At 69.2% G+C, this 20,243-nt stretch carries 21 protein-coding genes and 1 riboswitch; of the genes, 11 read left to right on the top strand and 10 right to left on the bottom strand.

Annotation, left to right across the window (positions count from 1 at the left end; all coding sequences use genetic code 11):
- Positions 1–101 precede the first annotated feature (101 nt).
- Positions 102–1,262: an alpha/beta hydrolase gene (locus OHA03_RS37380; RefSeq protein ID WP_267008467.1), complete on the top strand. Its 1,161-nt coding sequence runs from the start codon at positions 102–104 to the stop codon at positions 1,260–1,262.
- Between the two features lie 149 nt (positions 1,263–1,411).
- Here OHA03_RS37380 and OHA03_RS37375 read toward each other — a convergent pair whose 3' ends face one another.
- Positions 1,412–2,362, bottom strand: a complete 951-nt coding sequence (locus OHA03_RS37375) for an AEC family transporter (protein ID WP_267008466.1) — start codon at positions 2,360–2,362, stop codon at positions 1,412–1,414.
- 542 nt (positions 2,363–2,904) lie between these two features.
- Between OHA03_RS37375 and OHA03_RS37370 the strand changes: the two genes are divergently transcribed.
- From OHA03_RS37370 to OHA03_RS37360, 3 genes are all read left to right on the top strand, one after another.
- Positions 2,905–3,063: a hypothetical protein gene (locus tag OHA03_RS37370; protein ID WP_267008465.1), complete on the top strand. Its 159-nt coding sequence runs from the start codon at positions 2,905–2,907 to the stop codon at positions 3,061–3,063.
- A gap of 120 nt (positions 3,064–3,183) precedes the next feature.
- Positions 3,184–5,334, top strand: coding sequence for an RICIN domain-containing protein (locus OHA03_RS37365; RefSeq protein ID WP_267009605.1), 2,151 nt, complete (start codon positions 3,184–3,186; stop codon positions 5,332–5,334).
- Positions 5,335–5,354: 20 nt separating this feature from the next.
- Positions 5,355–6,647, top strand: coding sequence for a ThuA domain-containing protein (locus OHA03_RS37360; protein WP_267008464.1), 1,293 nt, complete (start codon positions 5,355–5,357; stop codon positions 6,645–6,647).
- Between the two features lie 179 nt (positions 6,648–6,826).
- Here OHA03_RS37360 and OHA03_RS37355 read toward each other — a convergent pair whose 3' ends face one another.
- On the bottom strand, positions 6,827–7,792 hold the full coding sequence (locus tag OHA03_RS37355) for a pirin family protein (protein WP_267008463.1): 966 nt from the start codon (positions 7,790–7,792) through the stop codon (positions 6,827–6,829).
- Between the two features lie 166 nt (positions 7,793–7,958).
- Between OHA03_RS37355 and OHA03_RS37350 the strand changes: the two genes are divergently transcribed.
- On the top strand, positions 7,959–8,324 hold the full coding sequence (locus OHA03_RS37350) for a tetratricopeptide repeat protein (RefSeq protein WP_267008462.1): 366 nt from the start codon (positions 7,959–7,961) through the stop codon (positions 8,322–8,324).
- 123 nt (positions 8,325–8,447) lie between these two features.
- Here OHA03_RS37350 and OHA03_RS37345 read toward each other — a convergent pair whose 3' ends face one another.
- The 3 genes from OHA03_RS37345 to OHA03_RS37335 form a co-directional block, all read right to left on the bottom strand.
- On the bottom strand, positions 8,448–9,191 hold the full coding sequence (locus OHA03_RS37345; protein WP_267008461.1) for a TetR/AcrR family transcriptional regulator: 744 nt from the start codon (positions 9,189–9,191) through the stop codon (positions 8,448–8,450).
- 33 nt (positions 9,192–9,224) lie between these two features.
- A complete protein-coding gene (locus OHA03_RS37340; RefSeq protein WP_267008460.1) occupies positions 9,225–10,121 on the bottom strand; it encodes an SDR family oxidoreductase in 897 nt (298 codons plus the stop codon).
- Between the two features lie 100 nt (positions 10,122–10,221).
- Positions 10,222–10,971, bottom strand: a complete 750-nt coding sequence (locus OHA03_RS37335; RefSeq protein WP_267008459.1) for an SDR family oxidoreductase — start codon at positions 10,969–10,971, stop codon at positions 10,222–10,224.
- Positions 10,972–11,152: 181 nt separating this feature from the next.
- Between OHA03_RS37335 and OHA03_RS37330 the strand changes: the two genes are divergently transcribed.
- A complete protein-coding gene (locus tag OHA03_RS37330; protein ID WP_267008458.1) occupies positions 11,153–11,740 on the top strand; it encodes a GNAT family N-acetyltransferase in 588 nt (195 codons plus the stop codon).
- 89 nt (positions 11,741–11,829) lie between these two features.
- On the opposite strand, the gene OHA03_RS37325 is transcribed toward OHA03_RS37330, so the two are convergent.
- Together OHA03_RS37325 and OHA03_RS37320 are read right to left on the bottom strand one after the other, a co-directional pair.
- The gene (locus OHA03_RS37325; protein WP_267008457.1) at positions 11,830–12,603 is read right to left on the bottom strand and encodes a CbtA family protein; all 774 of its coding nucleotides are present in this window, start codon (positions 12,601–12,603) and stop codon (positions 11,830–11,832) included.
- 28 nt (positions 12,604–12,631) lie between these two features.
- Positions 12,632–12,850, bottom strand: coding sequence for a CbtB domain-containing protein (locus tag OHA03_RS37320; protein WP_267008456.1), 219 nt, complete (start codon positions 12,848–12,850; stop codon positions 12,632–12,634).
- 3 nt (positions 12,851–12,853) lie between these two features.
- Positions 12,854–13,002: riboswitch (adenosylcobalamin (AdoCbl) riboswitch) on the bottom strand.
- Positions 13,003–13,114: 112 nt separating this feature from the next.
- Here OHA03_RS37320 and OHA03_RS37315 point away from each other — a divergent pair.
- From OHA03_RS37315 to OHA03_RS37300, 4 genes are all read left to right on the top strand, one after another.
- Positions 13,115–13,726 carry a histidine phosphatase family protein gene (locus OHA03_RS37315; protein ID WP_267009604.1) on the top strand — a complete coding sequence of 204 codons (612 nt, stop codon included), beginning with the start codon at positions 13,115–13,117 and terminating at the stop codon, positions 13,724–13,726.
- Between the two features lie 247 nt (positions 13,727–13,973).
- Positions 13,974–14,468: an Asp23/Gls24 family envelope stress response protein gene (locus tag OHA03_RS37310; protein ID WP_267008455.1), complete on the top strand. Its 495-nt coding sequence runs from the start codon at positions 13,974–13,976 to the stop codon at positions 14,466–14,468.
- A gap of 167 nt (positions 14,469–14,635) precedes the next feature.
- A complete protein-coding gene (locus tag OHA03_RS37305; protein WP_267008454.1) occupies positions 14,636–15,190 on the top strand; it encodes a hypothetical protein in 555 nt (184 codons plus the stop codon).
- Between the two features lie 74 nt (positions 15,191–15,264).
- Complete coding sequence (locus OHA03_RS37300; RefSeq protein ID WP_267008453.1) at positions 15,265–15,795, top strand: hypothetical protein; 531 nt, start codon at positions 15,265–15,267, stop codon at positions 15,793–15,795.
- Positions 15,796–16,072: 277 nt separating this feature from the next.
- Here OHA03_RS37300 and OHA03_RS37295 read toward each other — a convergent pair whose 3' ends face one another.
- A complete protein-coding gene (locus OHA03_RS37295; RefSeq protein WP_267008452.1) occupies positions 16,073–17,515 on the bottom strand; it encodes an NAD(P)/FAD-dependent oxidoreductase in 1,443 nt (480 codons plus the stop codon).
- Positions 17,516–17,631: 116 nt separating this feature from the next.
- On the opposite strand from OHA03_RS37295, the gene trxA reads away from it, so the two are divergent.
- A complete protein-coding gene (gene trxA, locus OHA03_RS37290) occupies positions 17,632–18,006 on the top strand; it encodes a thioredoxin (protein ID WP_030933996.1) in 375 nt (124 codons plus the stop codon).
- 80 nt (positions 18,007–18,086) lie between these two features.
- Here trxA and OHA03_RS37285 read toward each other — a convergent pair whose 3' ends face one another.
- Together OHA03_RS37285 and OHA03_RS37280 are read right to left on the bottom strand one after the other, a co-directional pair.
- Positions 18,087–19,523, bottom strand: coding sequence for an aldehyde dehydrogenase family protein (locus OHA03_RS37285; protein WP_267008451.1), 1,437 nt, complete (start codon positions 19,521–19,523; stop codon positions 18,087–18,089).
- A gap of 292 nt (positions 19,524–19,815) precedes the next feature.
- The gene (locus OHA03_RS37280) at positions 19,816–20,145 is read right to left on the bottom strand and encodes a hypothetical protein (RefSeq protein WP_267008450.1); all 330 of its coding nucleotides are present in this window, start codon (positions 20,143–20,145) and stop codon (positions 19,816–19,818) included.
- Positions 20,146–20,243: the final 98 nt, after the last annotated feature.

Raw genomic sequence — 20,243 nt, 5'->3', positions numbered from 1 at the left:
CGCGCCAGGTCACTCCAGCAGCCCAACCCGGCTGGTCGGTGACCCGCGATGCCAACAGGCTGACCAGGGGGACCTACGATCACGTTGGGAATCCACAGAACATGGCACCCTCGCAACGACGTCCGATAGCCCGCAGGACCCGCTACGGCACCATGGTCGCGCTCCTGGTGGCGACCAGCGCAACGCTCAGTGCCTGCGCCGGCCACAGCGACCGCGCCGCCGACAGCAGCCAGGCGGTAGCCGCCGGGGCCAAACAAACCCAGACCGAGTACGTGCCCTGCGGCAAGCCGCCGGTGAAGCTGGAAAAGATCGACCAGGACTTCCTCGACTCGCTCGCGGCAGCCGGCGGCACCCCGCTGTACGAGCAGTCGTACAAGGACGCCCGGGAAGTGCTGAACAAGCTGCAGGCAGGTCCCGTGGACATGCTGCCCGCGCAGATCAGTGAGCGGACCGTGCCCGGTGGTCCGACCGGTCCGGTGTCCATCCACGTGGTCCGCCCCGACGGTGTCCAGGGCGATCTGCCCGCCGTCGTGTACATCCACGGCGGCGGCTGGGTGCTGGGCAACTTCAAGACCCATGAACGCCTCGTCCGGCAGATCGCCGACGGTGCCCGCGCCACGGTCGTCTTCGTCGACTACACCCCCTCCCCCGAGGCCCAGTTCCCCGTCCCGGTCGAGCAGGCCTACACCGTCGCCAAGTGGGTGGCCGACCACGGCCGTGAGATCGGCGTCGACCCCAGCCGGCTGGCAGTCGCCGGCGACTCGGTTGGCGGAGACATGACCGCGGCCGTCACCATGATGGCCAAGGAGCGCGGAGGCCCCCACTTCAAGCAGCAGGTCATGCTCTACCCCGTCACCGACGCCGACTTCGACACCGCCTCCTACACCCGCTTCGCCGAAAACTGCTGGCTCACACGGCCGGCCATGAAGTGGTTCTGGGACGCCTATGCGCCCCGCGTGGCCGACCGCAGCAATCCGCTGGCCTCCCCGCTGCACGCCACCGTCGACCAGCTGCGCGGTCTGCCGCCCGCCCTGGTGATCACCGACTCCGATGTTCTGCTGGACGCCGCCAACGCCTATGCCACCAAGCTCCGCGCGGCCGGCGTCCCGGTCACCTCGTCCCACCACAGCGGCGTCACCCACGACTTCATGATGCTCAACGCACTGGCCGACACCCAGGCCGCCAAGCAGGCCGTCACCCAGACGACCGCAACTCTGCGCGAGGCGCTGCACGCACCGACCGACCCCGGCCCCGGCAAGTAACCGGCCCCTCCCCCGTTTCGGGCCCGCCGCGATCTGCGGCGGGCCCGTCCGCGCGCGCTGCCGTCCCCGGCGCACCGAAGAGTTCGTCGAAGTGCGGCGGAGCCGCCTGTACGCCGGCCATGGCGTGATGTGCTGCGCGGTTCCGGGCCTCATACGTGCTGGGGCAGCAGGGCGATGACCACGGACAGCGAGGCGATGCCCGCGATCGTCGAGAGCATCAGAGTCGATCCGGCGACCCTGGACTGCACGCCGAAGGGCGCGCCGAACACCAGCCCGAAGAATCCGCAGGGAATGGCGGTGAGCAGCACGGCCTCGGTGGTGCTGAGCCTGTCCAGGTCGAGGAGCAGGCACAGCCCCCAGACGAACAGCGGCATGAGCGCGTTCTTCGCCACGATGCCGTACGCCACGTTCGGCCCGAACGACACCTTCTGCGCGGAGAGCAGGAGCCCGGTGAGGAACAGCGCCGCACCCGCACCGGCCTGACCGATGGGGGTCAGCGTCTTCTCGACCAGGTCGGGCATGTGAAGGCCGCAGAGCACGAGCACGATGGCGAGCATCGGGGCCCAGAAAATGGGCCGACGCACCGACTTGCCCAATGCCCCGCCGAAACGGGACAGAGTGGAGCCCGGTGCATTCGGGCCCAGCATGGAGTCCTCCAGCAGAGCCAGACTGAACGGCACAATGGTCACAGCCCCTACCGCGAGGCCGATGGCGACGGCGATCGCCCCACGGGCGCCGACCACGGCGGCGGACAACGGCAGGCCGATGGAGGCATAGTTCGGGAAGGCGACGGTGAGGGCCTGCACCGCGGCCTCCGCCTTCTGCAGCCCCAACGTTCTTTGCTGCAGCACGAGAGTCACGGCATACACGACCGCCAGGGCAACGACAGTCACCACGATGTACCCGGCGTGCGCGGTGATGTCCGACCGTTCCGTGGAGGAGATCGATACGAACAGCGAGGCCGGGATGGCGAAATCCATGACCAGCTTGTTGATCGAGGAAACATCGCGGTTGTCCACGTATCCGCGCAGGCCGGCGCCGAACCCGAGGGCGAGGGCGAAGAAGACGGGGAGCAGCGCCGTCGCGATCTCGTGCACCATGCAAAAAACTATAGACTTCTGCAGGAATCGTTACGGAGAATGACTTTCCCTAATATTTCCATGAATATGCGGCACAGGTGGCCCGTAAGTGCTCACCCGGCATGGGTGCACGCGACCAGCACCGGGCAGGCGACTTCGGCCTGAAAGTCTCCGGACGGAAGGTGCGCACGGGGTCCTGCCGGCCGAAGCGCAGGCGGCTTTCCCTCCAGGAGTCACGCGGGCCCGCGGTGGCCAGGCCGGTGCTCCGACCGTGAACGCGGATGCCGCCGACACCACACACGTCCGTCGATGCGAAGCCGCCGAAGCGCCCGTGCGTTCAACTCCTTGCGCATACAGAGCAATTACGGGGTCTTCTCGCTTCACATCTTGACGTGCCTGGTTCAGACCTTTAGGTTCACCGATCACCACCGTTCCACGAATGCACTCGACGTTCACATGTCTGGACGGGCCACGCGCCTTCCGTTTCCGTCCCGATGCCTGCACCTGCGCGCCACGCTCCCACCCCCCACCGTCGGCCACGCACGAAAGGCTGTGACCCCTCGATGACCAGACATCCCCCTCTGCCCTCCACAACGCTGCACGGCACCCGCTCGACAGCGGTACTCGCCCTCCCGGCCGGTGCCCTCGGCGTGTCGTCCGCCGCGGCCGCCACCTGCACGATCACCCGACTCCCGGGCAAACGCCTCGACGTCACCGGCTGACGGACACGTCCGCCTCTCCCACCCCCCACCCCGACCCGCACAGGAGATCCCACCGTGCCCGGATCCAGGAGAGAAACCGGCCGTCGCCGGATACCGAAGCTGCTCATCGTGATCGCCCTCGTGGCCACGGCCGGAACCGGTGTCGCGGCCGCCTCGCAGGACACGGCGACCGCACAGACCGCCGAAGTGCCGACCGGTTGGGCCACCGTGGTCAACGTGGGCAGCGGCAAGTGCGTCGACGCGCGCGCCGCGGGAACGGCGAACGGCACCGCCGTCCAGCAGTACGCCTGCAACGGCAGCCAGGCCCAGCAGTGGCAGTTCGCGACCACCTCCGGCGGATACGCCCAGGTCGGCAATCGTGCCGACGCCACCAAGGTCTGGGACGTCACCGACGTCTCGACGGCGGACAGCGCGCTCGTGCAGCTGTGGACGTACGGCGGCGGAAACAACCAGCAGTGGCAGGCCGTGGCGGAGTCCAGCGGCGCGTACCACTTCGTGAACCGCAACAGCGGCAAGTGCCTCGACGTGCCGAGCGCCTCGACCGCGGACAGCGTGCAGCTCCAGCAGTACGCCTGCAACGGCAGCGCGGCCCAGTCCTTCCACGTCAACCCCCTGGATCCCCAACAGCCGCCCGGGACACCGGACCTGGGCCCGAATGTCACCGTCTTCGACCCGTCCACACCCGCTGCCACCATCCAGAGCAGCCTGAACGCGGCCTTCGCCCAGCAGGAGACCAACCAGTTCGGCACCGCACGCAAGGCCTTCCTCTTCAAGCCGGGCACCTACGACGCCGATGCCAATGTCGGCTTCTACACGCAGGTCGCGGGGCTCGGCCTCTCCCCCGACGACGTCACCATCCGCGGTGCGGTACACGCCGAGGCGGACTGGTTCCAGGGCAACGCCACCCAGAACTTCTGGCGGTCGGCGGAGAACCTTTCCGTGACCCCGACCTCCGGCACGGACCGTTGGGCGGTGTCGCAGGCCGCCCCGTACCGCCGGATGCATCTGCGCGGCAACCTCCGTCTGGACGACGGTGGTTGGTCCAGTGGCGGCTACATGGCCGACACGAAGATCGACGGTCAGGTCAACTCGGGTTCGCAGCAGCAGTGGCTGTCGCGCAACACCGATTGGTCGAGCTGGACCGGCTCCAACTGGAACATGGTCTACGTCGGCGCCAGGAACGCTCCCGCGAACAGCTTCCCGAGCCCGCCGTACACCACGGTCGACCAGACCCCCGTGTCGCGTGAGAAGCCTTTCCTGTACGTCGACCCGTCGGGTGCCTACAAGGTGTTCGTGCCCGGCGTACGCACCAACTCGTCCGGCACCTCGTGGAGTTCCGGAACGCCCACCGGCACGTCCCTCCCCCTCTCCGACTTCTTCATCGTCAAGCCGGGCGCGACGGCCGCACAGATGAACGACGCGCTCGCCCAGGGCAAGAACCTGCTGGTGACACCAGGCGTCTACCACCTCGACCAGACGCTCAAGGTGACCAGGGCCGGCACCGTGGTCCTGGGCCTCGGCCTGGCCACGCTCATTCCCGACAACGGGATCACCGCCATGACGGTCGCCGACGTGAACGGCGTCCAGCTGGCCGGGCTGCTGATCGACGCAGGCACCACGAACTCGTCCCAGCTCCTGGAGATGGGGCCGAGCGGCTCGTCGGCCGACCACAGCGCCGACCCCAGTTCCCTGCACGACGTGTTCATCCGCATCGGCGGCGCGGGCGTCGGCAAGGCCACCACCAGCCTCACCATCAACAGCAACGGCGTCATCGGCGACCACCTGTGGCTGTGGCGCGCCGACCATGGCAGCGGCGTGGGCTGGACCAGCAACACCGGCGCCACGGGGCTCGTCGTCAACGGCAACGACGTGACGATGTACGGCCTGTTCGTCGAGCACTACCAGAAGCACCAGACCGTCTGGAACGGCAACGGCGGCCGCACGTACTTCTACCAGAACGAGATGCCGTACGACCCGCCCAACCAGGCGTCCTGGATGAACGGTTCGACGCAGGGCTACGCCGCCTACAAGGTCGCGGACTCCGTAACGAGTCATCAGGTGTACGGCTTCGGCAGCTACTGCTACTTCAACGTCAATCCGAGTGTCACCGCCGAGCACGCCATCGAGGCGCCCAACAACGCGAATGTGCGCTTCAAGGACATGGTGACGGTCTCGCTGGGCGGCACCGGGACGATCCGGCACGTCATCAACGACCGGGGTGGCCCGTCCAACTCCACGACCAACGTCGCCAACCTCGTCAGCTACCCCTGATGCTCAAGGAAGGATCGTCGATGGACACCAGCAGATCCGGTCCGGCGCGCGCGACCCTGTGGGTCCTCGTCCTGCTGGCGACACTGCTCGGCCTGGCGGCACCGCCCGACGCCCGGGCGAGCACGGCGGCAACGCCGTTCAAGGTGCTCGCCCTCTACAACGGCACCTGGGACGCCGCGCACATCAGCTTCGTCCACGAGGCCAACGACTGGTTCCCCGAGCAGGCCACGCAGAACGGCTTCACCTACACGGCTAGCAACAACTGGGACCTGCTCAGCAACGGTGGCGTGAACGCCTATCAAGTCGTCCTGTTCCTCGACGACTTACCGCAGACTGCCGCACAGCGGTCCGGCTTCGAGCAGTACATGCGCGGTGGCGGCGCCTGGATGGGCTTCCACGTCTCCGCCTTCACGACGGACGCACAGTCCTGGCCCTGGTACCACAACCAGTTCCTCGGCAGCGGCACCTTCAGGTCCAACACCTGGGGTCCCACCACGGCCGTCCTGAAGGTCGAGGACCGCACTCACCCGTCCACCAAGAGCCTGCCCGCTACCTTCACCTCGTCGGTCAGCGAGTGGTACAGCTGGTCCAACGACCTGCGGCAGAATCCGGACATCAAGATCCTCGCCTCGGTGGACCCCAGCAGCTTCCCGCTGGGAACGGACCCCAACCAGACCTGGTACAGCGGCTATTACCCGATCCTGTGGACCAACACGAAGTACAGGATGCTGTACGCGAACTTCGGTCACAATGCGATGGACTACGCATCCAACACCGCGCTGTCGTCGACGTTCGCCAGTGAGACACAGAACCGGTTCCTGCTCGACGGGCTGAAGTGGCTGGGCGGGGCCGGAGATACCGTGCCACCGGCGGACCAGATCTCCGAGACCGCCTGGTACTCGCTGACGAACGCCGCCAACGGCACCTGTGTGGACGCCCGTTCCGCCGCCACGGCGAACGGGACCGCGATCCAGCAGTACTCCTGCAACGGGACCCTGGCGCAGCAGTTCCAGTTCCGCTCGACGGACAGCGGATACACACGGATCACCATCCGCGGGAACCCGCAACAGGTCATCGATGTGACCGACCGCTCGACCGCCGCCAACGCGCCACTCCAACTGTGGAGTTACGCGGGCGGGCAGAACCAGCAGTGGCAGCCCGTGAAGGAGAGCAGCGGGCGATACCACTTCACCGCCCGCCACAGCGGCCAGTGCCTGAGTTCCGCGAGCTCCTCGGCGAACAGTGTCCAGCTCACCCAGCGACCCTGCGACGGCTCCTCCGCGCAGAGCTTCACACTCACAGCACAGCCCTGACCGCTCCACCTGACGGTGCCCCTCGCCACTGATCCGCGGCGAGGGGCACCTGGTCGCTCTCACGACGGCACTCGCTCAGGGGCGGCCGGCAGCCTCCGGGGCGGCCCGCAGGTTGTTCCGGCCACTCATGCCGATGAACCGCCCTTCTCACCTCCGGGCCATGCGATGACACCCGCAGGTCAGCGCACTCGTCCTCGCGGCTTCAGCGCCACCGGCGGCAGTTCGGGGGCAGCCAGCCGGCCGCCGTCGTAACCCTTCACCTCGCCGAAGCGGGACCCTTCCATCCAGCCCCTCCGAGCCTCTTCGATCTCCTCGTGGGAACGGCCGATGAAGTTCCACCACATGACGATCTCTTCCTCGAACGGCTCGCCGCCCAGAAGCATGAGGCCGGCGTCGGAGGCGGCACGGAGGGGGAGTTCGGTGCGGCCGCAACCGAGGTAGAGCATCGATCCGGGCTGCAGCGGCACACCGTCGACCTCCGCCTCGCCGGACATCGACAGCACTGCGTACTCGAAGTCGGGGTCGAGCGGCAATCGCGCCTCGGCGCCGTCCGTCAGAGCGATGTCTGCGCCGACGATCGGGGTATAGGCCGTGCCCGGTGACGTGGCACCGTCGAGTTCGCCGAGGATCACCGCGGCGGTGAAGCCGGGGGCGGTGACGGTGGGCAGGTCGGTGTGGTGCTGGAAGTGCGGCTCGACCTGCCGGTGCGCGTCGGGCAGGGCCACCCAGAGCTGGGCGCCGTGCAGAAAACGGGCGTGCGGCTTCGGGCTCTCCTCGGAGTGGCTGATCGCCCGACCGGAGGTCATCAGCCCCAGTTCGCGCGGGCGGACCGTCTGCAGACTGCCCAGGCTGTCGCGGTGCAGCACCTCGCCCTCATGGAGCCAGCTCACCGTCTGCAGACCCATGTGGGGGTGCGGCGGGACCTGCATCCCGGGCTCGTCGGCGATGTCGTCGGGGCCGTAATGATCCACGAAGGCCCAGGCGCCGACCATGCGCCGGCCGAGATTGGGCAGCAGCCGGCGGACCTCGGTGGACTCGCCGAGCTGGACGTGGCGCGGGGCGAGGAGTTCACGTACCGGCTCGGCGACGACGAAACCCCGCCCTCCGCAGACGGAGAGTGCGGCCTGGCGATCGAGATTACTCATGGCGCTCAACCTATTCCCGTGCGGGCGCGGGCGGTCGATACCCACGCCAAGATTTTAGTGGAATGTTCAACCATTATGCTGTGTTGTCAACGGCGAACGAACGGCTGGGCGGACGACCGGACGCCCGACCGGCAGGATCGGCGAAGCCCGCGACCGAGGAGGACAAGTGAACGACAGCTACTTCGAGTTCGGTACCGCAGCCGACCGCTGGGACCGTGCCCGGATGTTTTTCGAGGCGAAGGAGTATCTCACCGCGGCCCGGATCCTGGGTGGGCTGGTCGAGGAAGCGCCAGAGCAGGTCGCCCCGCGGCTGCTGCTGGCCCGTGCCTACTACCACTCGGCACGGCTCGGCAAGGCCGAGACGGAACTGCGGGCCGTGCTGGAGCGCGACCCCGTGGAGCACTACGCGCGGCTGATGCTCGGTCGCACGCTGGAGCGGCAGGGGCGGCAGGCCGAGGCGACGCCGCATCTGCGGATGGCTGCGGCGATGTCCGGCGACTTGGGGGACGACGCGGGCGACTCGGACGTCTGAGGCGGAGCGCCTTCGAGCGGGCTGCGGGCGTATTCCTGAGGAAGTCGAACGGGCGCAGTCCCGAGGGCCGGCGCCCCTGGCCGGTTTCCGGCCATCGGCGTCATGGCCTCAGGGTTCGGCCCCTCAGCCGGAGCGGTCGGTTTCCGCGTCGTCCGCGGCCCGGCTTCCCGCAGCGTTCGATACGCGGTCCAGCCATTCGGTCATCAGGGCCGATTCGGCCTTGCTGAGTCCGGCGCGGGGAGAGCCGTGCAACAGGGCACTCAGCCGGTTGGCGGCGGAGGGGATCTGCGCCTCCCCCACGTCGTCCGGCTTGCTGTCGCCCGCTTCGGGTACGAAGACGGCCGCGTGCACCGCATCGCGCACCCGTACGGACATGCTTTTGTCGGTGAACGTCACCGGGCGGGCGACCAGCATCAGCGCGACGCCGACATTGGCAGACATGATCATCTGGGCGGCGGGCTCGGGCGCGATCCGTAGCTTTCCCTGTGCTGCGGCCCGCTCCAGGTCCCTGGTGAGGATTCGATGCGATTCCAGCGCGGCGGCCGGCGGGGTGCGCATGGCGGGGGAATTCATCAGCCGGTACAGGTTCGGATTGCGCAGGGCGAACTCGACATGGCTGTCCCAGCCGTCACGCAGGTCCTGGACGGGGTCCGCGGTGTCGCCGCGCTCCCGCTTCGTCGCCAGGTACGCATCGAAGCCGTGATCGACGACGGCTGACAGCAGTCCTTCCTTGTCGCCGAAGTACCGGTAGAGGGCCGGGGCCCCCACCTGGGCGGCCTCGCACACGGCCCGGGTGGAGACGCCCCCGTCCGGCGACTTCGCGACCAGGTCGGCCGCCACTTCCAGGATGCGTGCTCGAGTGCTCATCGAACGGACGCTATCAAGGGGAGCGTGCGGGGGTCAGCGCGCTGCATGGGGAGCCAACAGGTCGTCGAGGCCGATGCGGGTGAGGAACTCGGAGCGTATGTGGTCGGCGACGGCGCTGACCGTTTCGCTGCCGTCATCGACGGGGTCGATGTGGACCCTGAAGGGGCGCTTGCCGTGCTCCGTCCCGACCACCCGGACGATGGCGTCGGCGACCTGGGATACGTCGGCATCGGCGGGTGCGAGGGCGGCCAGGCGTTGGGAGACCTGGTCCATCATCCCCGCGTAGCGCTCTTCGTACGCCGGGACGACGGTCAGGTCGGAGGGGTGGCCGCCGGTGACGAAGTGGTTGGTGCCGGAGGTGAAGGAGCCCGGCACGACGATGGTGGTCTCGATGTTGAAGCGGGCCAGCTCGGCGGCGTACGAGACGGCGAGCGCGTCCATGGCGGACTTGGCCGCGAAGTACGGGGCGAGATAGGGCGGGGTGCCTCCCCTGGTGGACGTGGAACCCACCCAGACGACCAGCCCGTGTTCCTGGGCGCGCAGGTGCGGGAGGGCGGCCCGGTTGACGCGTTGGGTGCCCAGCACATTGGTGTCGTAGACCGCCGCGAGCTCCTCGGGCGTGAACGCCTCGGTGGGGCCGGTGACCATGTGTCCGGCGTTGTGGATGATCACGTCCAGCTGTCCGGCGTCGGCGAGGACGGTGGCGACGGCGGCGTCCGCCGACTCCTGGGACAGTACGTCGAGTTCGACGGTGCGCAGGTCCACCTGGTGCTCGGCGGCGTACGCCGCCGCCTCGGCCACACGCGCGGCGTTGCGTGTCCGGGTGTTGCGTATGGCCGCGTAGACGGTGTGGCCCTCGCGGGCCAGGGCGCGGGCGGCCAGGGCGCCGAAGCCGGATCCCGCGCCGGTGATGACGATGGTCTTGCTCATGACTCAGTCCTCGGTCTTTCGGTAGGTGAAGGAGAGGAAGAACAGAAGGAGGGTGACAACGGTCGTGGGAGCGGCGGTCTGCTGCCGTCAGCGGGCGGGGTCAGACGATGCCGCCGTTGGCACGCACGACCTGGCCGTTGACCCAGCGGGCGGGACCGGCGAGGAAGGCGACGACCTCCGCGATGTCCTGCGGAGTCCCGAGGCGCTCCAGCGGCGCCTGGCCGGCGAGCTTCTCGATGGTCGCCTCGTCCTTGCCGTCCAGGAAGAGAGCGGTGGCGGTCGGCCCGGGGGCCACGGCGTTGACCGTGATGTCCTTGCCGCGCAGTTCGCGGGCGAGGATCAGGGTCATGGCCTCGACCGCGCCCTTGGTGGCGGCGTAGGCGGTGTAGCCGGGGAGGGCCAGCGACAGCACGGAACTGGAGAAGTTGATGATCGCTCCGCCGCCGCGCAGGCGGCGGGCCGCCTGCTGGTCGACGACGAAGGTGCCGCGGATGTTGGTGCGGTACATCCGGTCCAGCGCGTCGAGGTCCATGTCGACGAGTGGTGCGAGCGTCATGACGCCCGCGGCGTGGACGACGACGTCGACTCCGCCGAAGGTCTCCTCCGCCGCATCGAAGAGCGCCGCCACCGCGGCCTCGTCGGCGACGTCCGCACGGTGGGCAATTGCCTCGCCACCTGCGGCGGCAATCACCGCGACGACGGCCTCGGCCTCCGCCCGGTTGCCGGCGTAGTTGATGACGACGGCGAATCCGTCGGCAGCCAGGCGTTCGGCGCTCTCGCGGCCGATGCCCCTGGATCCTCCCGTGACGACCGCGACCCGGCGTGCGGTGGTGGTGGTGTGCTCAGTCAAGGCGTTGCTCCCGTTTTCAAGGGGTGCGGTGATGCCCGCTTCCCGATGAAACGACGCTAACACCATTTGCGTAGCGTCGCTACCGTCTCCGCGTAGCAACGTTACGAACACCGCTACTCACTCTTCGATCGGTCAAAATCCCGATGCGTCGAGGCTTGCCACCGTGATAGTCCGGCGAGTCATGGAAACTCTTGTGACAACGCGGCTCGTGCTCCACCCACTGACCCCCGCTGAGGCGGAGTGCGTAGTGCAAGGCCGTCCCGGGCCGGACGCCCTCTGGGCACCTGACTACCCCAACGACGGCGACCGGGCGGGCGCGAGGCATTTCCTGGAGCACTGCGCGGATACCGGCAATCCCCAGCCGTTCGGCCCGTACGAGATCCGCCTCCGCGAGAACGGGCACGCCATCGGCGGAGTCGGTTTCCATGGTGTCCCGGACGACCGGGGGCAGGTCACGATCGGCTACGGCCTGATACCGGCGATGCGCGGAAAGGGGTACGCCTCCGAGGCTCTGCGTGCGCTGCTGGAGATTGCCCGTGCCGCGGGTGTCGCGTCGGTCAGGGGCGACGCCGACCTCGACAACACCGCGTCCCAGCACGTCATGGCAGCGGCGGGCATGCACTTCGTCGGGGAGGACGACCTGCTGAGGCATTACCGGATCGACTGGACGGCCGGATCGGCGGCCGAACCCGGGGACGGAGCGACTGCGACGGACGGAGCCGCCGGGTCCGAACCTTCTCCCGAGGTCTCCGCTCGACGTCCGTCATGACGCCGGACACCCGGGCGGCTGTGCCCCGACCACGACTGAACCCGCCAGGCGTCTCCTGGCGGGTTCGGTCGTAGCGGAGTTTCGGCCGGTCAGCCGGCAGCGGTGGCCGTGCGGGATGCCGTGCCGCCACCCGCCGGGACCGTGTCCGGTCCCGACACCAGCAGCCGTTCCGTCAGGTAGCCGAAGAACAGACCGAAAGTGGTCCAGAGCGTGGCCTGAACGGCGAGGGTGGCGAGGCGGAACTCCCACAGCAGACCGGCCGGGAAGTCCTTGCCGACCTCGTTGAACGAGGGCAGGAAGGCGTAGGCGAGGCCGATGACGAGGACGTAGCCGGCGGATGCGGCGACCGTCGCGTTCCAGTTGCCCAGGCGAGGAGCCAGCCGCTTGCCGAGGATGACTGCCGCAACGGCGAGCAGCACACTGAGAGCGACCATGAGGAAGAACAGGGCGGTGCGTTGGCCGATCGTGTCGGGGTTGCCCACGGCCGGCGGGTTGGCCGGGTATTTGAGGAACGGCACGACATACACGGTCAGCAGGGCGCCGAACGCGATGAGTGCAGCCGTGGCCCGCGGGCCGAACCTGCCGATGCGGCCGAGGGCGTAGCAGAAGACGAGCGCGGCGATGCCGCCGATGGCCACGCCGAAGACGAGGACACCGGTGGCGAGGCCGGCCGTGGACTGCATCGTGCGGCTGACGAGTTCCTCGCCGCCGCCGTGGTCGTGGCTGTGCGCCTCTTCGAGGGCGATCGCCGCGTCGACCCGCGACTCTCCGAGGAAGTAGGCGACGGCAAGTGCGAGCGCGCCCGCGACGAGGCCGGCCAGCATGCCGCGGACCAGCAGGGCTCTGACGGATATGGAGTTCATGAGGGGTTCCCCTGGCTTGCGCGGTGTGTCAGTGGCAGGGGAAACCGAGCAGGTGGCGACCGTCGTGGACCCACTCGTGGACACCCTCGCCGGAGATGACCGAAGTGGCGCCCTGCTCGGCGCCGACGAAGTACAGCAGGACGAGCATGAGAATGCCGAAGAAGACCGCCCATGGGGCGATGGCCTTCAGCGAGATGGGGGTGATGGCGGGTGATGCGACGGCGGCGGGGGCAGCAGTCTGTGCCATGGCAGAACCTCCTGGGGGAACACGCGTCCCGATCGTGGTGCCTGAGACGACAGTGCTGGGTCTGACTTCCCGTACGGATACGGGTTCACAGTGGCGCGACCGTGCCGGATTCTCACCGGACTTCCATCACACCGTCGTCATGTTCGTCGCGACCATACCGTCTGGGAGCACCCCGCCGCCATGGCACCATCTGCCCACCCCACAGCCCTGGATGCCATGGTGTGCTTACTGAAGAGGCCACAGTTCAGGGAGTTGACGCGGGTGTTGACGGTACGGGTGATGTTGATCTCACCGGCGCTCAACGCGGCGCTGCGCGAGGCCCGGTTCGACGGCGACGCCCCGCTCGACGTGTCCGGCGTCCGGCGGGCGCGTGCGGCCGCGGCCGCGGTGCCTGCTGCCGATCGCCGGGTGCACGGCCCGGACGAGCGGTGCACGGGGACCGCCGAGGCGTTGGGTCTGCGGTCCGATCCCGAACCTGCCCTTCGTGGCTGGGACTTGGGGCGCTGGAGCGGGCAACGGCTGGCGGAGGTGAGCCGGGACGAGCCGGGGGCGGTGTCGGCCTGGCTGTCCGAGCCCTCGGCGGCCCCGCACGGCGGTGAGTCGCTGCTGGATCTGCATGCGCGGATGGGCGGCTGGCTGGATTCGCTGCATCGGGAGGGCGCCGATGGCGGCAGCGTGCTGGCCGTGGCCGAACCCGCGGTGGTGCGGGCCACTGTCGTGCATGCGCTGGGCCTTCCGCCGCAGACGTTCTGGCGGTTGGACGTCGCTCCGCTGACGCTGACCGAGCTCAGCGGCCGGTCCGGGCGGTGGAACCTGCGTTGCGGGCGGCCGCTGGGCACCGGAACCGACGAGACCACCGCACTGCACAGAAGGTAGCCGGACGAGTCGTCTCCGTGATGGATCGCGGACTCACGTGCGCCGCTTTCGCCATGCGTCACGACGGACTTCGCCTCCCTGCCCCGGACCGGAGGGCCGACACCCGAGACCGGACTCCCCCACAGCGACCCACTCCCCTCAGGGGCGGGCCCGGCCGTGCACCCTTCCGCTCAAGCAATGCTGACAAATGGTACGTAAAATGGCCAAGGCGATCGAGCCCACCTCCTCTTCGGAAGGGCGACCGACCATGAGTGATCAAACGCAGCTGAGCCGGCCCGAGACCACCCACCCGGCATCCGAGTCCACGCACGGAGCGGGACCGCATGGCGAAAACCGCCGAACGGAGCCCGGGGCACGGGGGCGTACCACGATCGCCGACGGCGTAGTGGCGAAGATCGCCGGGCTGGCGGCCCGGGGCGTGCCCGGGGTCCAGAGCATGGGCGGAGGATTCGTCCGCGGTATGGGGACCGTGCGGGAGCGAGTGCCCGGAGCGGGAAGCCGGTCCGTCACCAGCGGTGTCAAGGTCGAGGTCGGCGAGGTCCAGACCGCGGTCGACCTGTCGATCATCGTCGAATACGGCTTCCCGATCGTCGAGCTCGCGGGCGATGTCCGGACCGAGGTGATCTCCGCCATCGAGCGGATGACCGGTCTGGAGGTCGTAGAGGTCAACATCACGGTGACCGACGTGAAGCTGCCCGACGAGGAAGAGGAGCAGCAGGCGCCGGAGAGGCGAGTCGCGTAGTGGTTCGCCGGACCGGATCGCGCCTGGTCGAAGGCGGTGACCATCGGCCGTATCGTCGGCCTGGAACCTCGGCTGTCTCCCGAGGCCCATCGGATAGCCGCCTGGTACAGGGCCACTGAGGCAGCCGCACATGACGGGGATGTGGCCGACCTCGATCGGAGGACCAGATGTCCACTGGAATCATTGTTGCCATCGTCGTCGTGGTGGTGGTGCTTGTCGCCCTCGCGGTGATTGTCCGGCTCGCCGTTCGGCGGCGGCATCTGCAAGAACGCTTCGGGCCCGAGTACGAGCGCGCTGTTGAAGCCGGTGACAGCCGCACGGCGGCAGAGCGTGATCTGCGCGACCGCGAGCAACGGCACGACGACCTCGATCTGAAGCCGCTGGCCTCGACTGCCCGTCAGCAGTACACGCAGGACTGGAGCAGCGTGCAGGAGCACTTCGTGGACCGTCCGCGAGAGGCGGTCGGTGAGGCGGACCAGCTGGTGACCCGGCTCATGAAGGAACGCGGCTACCCGACCGAGGGCTACGAGCAGCAGGTGAAGGACCTGTCGGTCGAACACGGGCGCACGCTGGAGCATTACCGTGCCGCCCACGAAGTCAATGCAAGGGCCGGCGGTCAGCAGACGACCACCGAGGAACTGCGGGGAGCGATGGTGCACTACCGCGCACTCTTCGACGACCTGCTCACCAACGGCGACAGGCCGGGGCAGCAACACACGTGACCCGGCGCCCGCGTATACCGGCGGGCCAAAGGATCGAGAGCCCGTCGAAACCCATTCGGACGAGGTGAACAAGCATGCAGCGCGAACACAGTGGATCGGGCGACCACAGCAGCGCGGCCGACGCGGGCCTCAGCACCGAGGATCTCGCCCGGCCTCGGGATGACCGAGACGCAGGTCGTGGGACGCCGTCGGCCACGGCGGATGGCGCTCCCCCGTCCACCGGGAATGCCGCTGGGAACGCCGCTGACGCTGAAGACACCGCCGAGGACGCCGCGCCCGCAGAGCAGGCCGCAGCGGGTACACCGCACGCTTCGGCGCCGGACCAGGGCCAGGAGAACGAGCCGCTTCTCGGTCCCGAGGAAGCCGAGGCCTTCAAGTCCAAATGGCGGGCCGTCCAGACAGCCTTCGTCGACGATCCGCAGGACGCCGTCCGTACGGCCGATGCCTTGGTCGCCGAGGTCATGCAGACGCTGGCGCGGTCGTTCGCATCCCGCAAGGAAGGGCTCGAAAGCCAGTGGGGCCGGGGAGAGGAGGTCCTCACCGAGGATCTGCGCATTGCGCTCCAGCGCTACCGCTCGTTCTTCAACCGCCTGCTCAGCGCCTGATCGCGGAGAAGGGGTCGGCAGGCGTGATCGACTGCGGTCCGGGCCACGGACTCCCGGCCCCGGACGACAGTGTGAGCGCAGCAGTCGACGGCCACGTGGAGAAGCACGCATGCTTCGCCCGACGAGCTCGCCGCCACTTCGTCTGCACTTCGGGACGCAGGTGCAGACGTGCGAGTACGTGGGGGCGACGGATCCCGGCAACGCAGCGACCCACTCTCTTGCCAGGGGGCGACCACGTCGGGATCCGTCCCTCCACGCGCCGGCTCACCGTCCGTGCTCAGCCGCGGTACGCCTCCAGCAGGCGCAGCCAGACCTCGCTGATCGTGGGGAAGGCAGGGACCGCGTGCCAGAGCCGGTCGATGGGAACCTCGCCCGCGACCGCGACGGTCGCCGAATGCAACAGCTCGCCGATGCCCGGCCCGACGAAGGTCACGCCGAGCAGGATCTCCCGGTCGAGGTCGACGACCATGCGCGCGCGGCCCCGGTAACCGCTCGCGTAGAGGCCGGAGCCCGAGACCGCGGCGAGGTCGTAGTCGACGGCGCGTACGCGATGGCCGGCCCGCTCCGCCCCGGCGAGGGTGAGACCGACGGACGCGGCCTCCGGGTCCGTGAAGACCACCTGGGGGACGGCCGCGTGGTCGGCGGTCGCGGTGTGGGCGCCCCAGCGACCGGTCGCCTGCGGGGCGCCCTGGGCGCGGGCGGCGATCGCGGCACCCGCGATCCGGGCCTGATACTTGCCCTGATGGGTGAGGAGCGCCCGGTGATTGACGTCGCCGACGGCGTAGAGCCAGTTACTGCCCTCTACACGGCAGCTGTCGTCGACCGGGAGCCAGGATCCGGGCTTCAGGGCCACCGTCTCCAGCCCCAGGTCGTCGGTGCGCGGTGCGCGGCCGGTGGCGAAGAGGATCTCGTCGGCCTCGACGATCTCGCCGTTGTCCAGTTCGACGGTGACGGGGCCGTCCGGGGCTGTGCGGTTGACGGAGGTGGCCGATACGCCGGTACGGATGTCGGCTCCGGCCTCGGTCAGCGCCTCGGCGACCAGCTCACCCGCGAACGGCTCCATCTTCGGCAGCAGGCCCTTGCCACGGATCAGCATCGTGACCTCGGCGCCGAGCGCCTGATAGACGGTGGCCATCTCCACGCCGACGACCCCACCGCCGACGATCACCAGGCGGCCCGGGACCTCCTTCGCGCTGGTCGCCTCCCGGCTGGTCCAGGGGCGGGCATCGGCGACTCCGGGCAGGTCGGGAACCACGGCCCGGCTGCCGGTGCAGACGGCGACGGCGTGCCGCGCGGTGAGCCGGTGTTCGGTGCCGTCGGGGGTGGTGACGGAGACCTGCTTCGTACCGGCCAGACGTCCCTGGCCCCGGTAGAGATCCGCACCGACGCCCTCCAACCAGGCGACCTGCCCGTCGTCGTGCCAGTCCGCGACGTACCAGTCACGGTGGGAAAAGATCGCAGCCGCGTCCAGCGGGCCCTGCACGGCGCCGCTGAGCCCGGGGACCCTGCGCGCGTCCGCACGGGCGACGACCGGGCGCAGCAGGGCCTTGCTGGGAATACAGGCCCAGTACGAGCATTCTCCGCCGACCAGCTCCGCCTCGACGACCGCCGTACTCAGCCCGGCCGCGCGGGTCCGGTCCGCCACGTTCTCCCCCACCGGCCCCGCGCCGATCACCACGACGTCGTATTCGGCGTTCTTCACAGCATCAGCATCTGTCATGGGGACAGTCTGGTGGTGGGTGTGGGCTGCGGCCACATGGGCAGGCGGAATAGCGCAAAGGAAGCCACCGTTGTCCCGGGACAGGTCCGAACGGGCACAGGAAGAGGTACAGACGCATGAGCACCGTAGAGCTCACCAAAGAAAACTTCGATCAGGTCGTCAGCGAGAACGAGTTCATCCTGATCGACTTCTGGGCTTCCTGGTGCGGCCCGTGTCGGCAGTTCGCGCCGGTCTACGACGCGGCGTCCGAGCGCCACGACGACCTGGTCTTCGCCAAGGTCGATACCGAGGCGCAGCAGGAGCTGGCGGCGGCCTTCGAGATCCAGTCCATTCCGACTCTGATGATCGTCCGGGACAATGTGGCGGTGTTCGCCCAGCCCGGGGCGCTGCCGGAGGCTGCGCTGGAGGATGTCATCGGGCAGGCCCGGAAGCTGGACATGGACGAGGTGCGCAAGTCCATCGAGAACCAGCAGAAGGAACAGCAGCAGTAGCCTGCGCGCGCCGGAACTGCGGATGGAGAAGGGCCCGGCCGACGGCCGGGCCCTCTCGGCGTTGCGGAGGCGGCCAGGCCCTAGAAGGGGTGGCCGGCCGGTTCGTGGCGCACGGTCGTCCAGCGCAGTTCGGTGAAGGCCTCCAGATTGGCCCCGCCGCCGAACCGTGCGCCGGTGCCGGACGCGGCGATGCCGCCGAATGGCGCGACCGCCTCGTCGTTCACCGTCTGGTCGTTGATGTGGACGATGCCGGTCGGGATCCGGTCCGCGAGTTCCAGGCCGAGCGCGGTGTCACGGGTGACGATGCCGAGGGAGAGTCCGTACGGGCTGTCGGCGGCCAGTGCTGCGGCCTCGTCCAGGGTCTCGAAGGACCGTACGGGGGCAACCGGGCCGAAGACCTCCTCGGTGTAGGCAGGCGTGTGGTCGTCGACGTCGGTGAGGACGGTGGGGCGGTAGAACAGATCACGGTGGGTGCCGCCGGCCGCGAGCTTCGCACCACCTGCGGTGCTCGACTCGACCAGCCGGTGGATCTTGCCGAGCTGGCCGCGGTCGATGATCGGGCCGAGGTGGACCTGCTCACGGTGCGGGTCGCCTACCGCCAGCGCGTCCGCCTTGGCGACGAGCCGTTCGACGTACTCGTCGAGCAGCGAGGCGTGTACGAGGTGTCGGCCGGTGGTCATGCAGATCTGGCCCTGGTGGAAGAACGAGCCCCAACTGGCCTGGGCCACCGCGCCCTCCAGGTCGGCGTCCTCCAGGACGACAAGGGCGGAGTTGCCGCCGAGCTCCAGGTGGGCGCGCTTGAGGAGCCGTCCGGCGGCCTCGCCGACGGCGCGGCCCGCCGCGGTGGAGCCGGTGAAGGAGATGACCGGGACGCGCGGTTCGGCGACCAGTGCCTGTCCGGCCTCGGCACCGCCGGGCAGGACGTGCAGCAGGTGTTCGTCGAGTCCGGCCTCGGCGAAGACCGCCGCCAGCGCGAGCCCGCCGCAGACGGCGGTGCGCGGGTCGGGCTTGAGGAGGACCGCGTTGCCCAGGGCGAGCGCGGGGGCGACGGACCGGATGGAGAGGATCAGCGGCGCGTTGAACGGGGCGATCACGCCGACGACGCCGACCGGGACGCGCCGGGTGTAGGAGAGGCGCTCGTCCTCGCTGGGCAGGACCTCACCGGCCGGCCGGGATGCGAGCGCGGCGGCCTCGTAGCACTCCTGGGCGGCGACGTGGAGCTCGAAGTCGGCCTTGCCGGGGATCGAGCCCGACTCCCGTACGATCCATTCGCGCAGTTCGTCGGCGTGCGCCGTGAACAGGTCGCCGGCCCGGCGCAGGACCGCGGCGCGGACGAAGTGCGGGGTGCGGGACCAGGCGGCCTGGGCGGCGGCCGCGGACCGGGCGGCTGCGGCGATGTCCTCGGGCGCGGCGAGGGTGACACGTCCGAGCACCTCGCCGGTGGCGGGCTCGACGACGTCCGACTCACCTCCCGCAAGCGTGCGGGACTGCCAGGCTTTGGGGTCGAGCAGGGACATGAAGACTCTCCAGTCGATCGGTTCGAGGGGTGGTCCCATGCGGTGGGGCGCGGGGGGTGCGGCCGCGGCTTCGCGGGACGACGCGATCCGGCGCAACCGTGCGAGCTGCGTTCGGTGATCGAACGTGTCCCCGCTCGGTTGAACGTGCAACATGGTAGCCACGCGGCACCCACCGACAAGGGAATTGATCGAACTGCTGCTCCCTTTTGTGCTCGACGTTCCGTGCTGACCTCACGCAGCGACGGTCCCTCCCAACTCTTCACCATCAGAAGGACGTTGCCCGCTTCCCGGCTCAGCCTTCGGTCTTCCGCTCCGAGACCCTGACCGAGAGGCCGTAGTCCAGTTCGGCGCCGTCGATCAGCAGGGCCTCCACGGTCCGGGTCGCCGGATCGATGTCCGCCACCATGCCCTCCCCGGCGTACCTGGGATAGCCCGAGGCCCCCGTCTCGCCCGTGGCCTCCACGACGGCCGAGCGGATGGCGGCGACGGACTCGGGACCCTCGGTGGTGTCGGTGTCGTCGGTGGCCTCTGGGCGTTCGGTGGCTTCGGCCGGTTCGGTCGTGGTATCGGTGAACCCGGGGACGAGCAGGATCTCGTAACTCTGCGGATAGCTCATGGTCATGACGCTAAGCAAGCGACGCGCGGCGCGCACGTTGCCGCGCTGCCGTGTTGCAGTGCCGGGCAGGCCGGCCCGTGTGCTGCCGCCGGTGAGCCCGGCGG

This window comes from Streptomyces sp. NBC_00154, assembly GCF_026342835.1.
Classification (GTDB): Bacteria; Actinomycetota; Actinomycetes; order Streptomycetales; family Streptomycetaceae; genus Streptomyces.
Note: the sequence above shows the minus strand (reverse complement) of the source record. Positions and strands in the feature narration are given on the sequence as shown.